1 protein-coding gene is annotated in these 733 nt (G+C 35.2%); it reads right to left on the minus strand.

Annotated elements, in window-relative coordinates:
* Nucleotides 1-31 precede the first annotated feature (31 nt).
* The gene (locus Aba26S_RS20995; RefSeq protein WP_016651315.1) at nucleotides 32-694 is read right to left on the minus strand and encodes an IS1595-like element ISAcra1 family transposase; all 663 of its coding nucleotides are present in this window, start codon (nucleotides 692-694) and stop codon (nucleotides 32-34) included.
* Nucleotides 695-733 lie beyond the last annotated feature (39 nt).

Raw genomic sequence — 733 nt, forward strand, 5'->3', positions numbered from 1 at the left:
AGGCTCTAGACTAGCAGATTTACACTTAATTTTACCTAATGAGGTTCCACAGCTCAGTTGCTAACTCATTAGGTTCCCTCATCCAACGCCATTCAGTTTCTTTAAGATGATAATCAAAGTACTCTTTTGATATGCCGTTAAACTTTGCTAGCCTTCTTTTACAAAAGCTCCAAAATGATTCTATTCCATTTATATGGCATTGTCCTCTAGCAAACTCATTTGCTCCGTGATTTACCCTAAAATGCTTTGAATAACCCACATCAACAAGACCATTATAGCCACGCCATCCATCACTATAAATCACACTCTCAAGTGAAACTTTACCAATTATAACCTCTTGTAAAGTCTTCATTTTACAGTCAGGTACGATTTCAGTATAGACGCGCCCATTACGTTCGAATATTCCAAATACTGGCTGTTTTAGAGTCCCACGACCACGCTTTAACTTTCCATGAAACCCACGTTGCCTTTTCGCTCCAAAATAGCTTTCATCTACTTCTATTGAACCAACAAACTTAGCTCTTAAATCTGTTTGATGATCATAGATAGTTTCTCTAAAAAGCATGTACCAATAATTAATCGTATTACGATTTAAATTGAGTAATAAGGCTGTTTTGGAAGCAGGAATATCAACACAAAAGCATTGAATAATTTTTTTAATCTTGTAGTGACTTAATTTACTGTTTTCTATCATTATTCTAGACTAACATAATTATTCTGCTAGTCTAGAGCC

This window comes from Acinetobacter sp. NBRC 110496, assembly GCF_000876115.1.
Taxonomy (GTDB): Bacteria; Pseudomonadota; Gammaproteobacteria; order Pseudomonadales; family Moraxellaceae; genus Acinetobacter.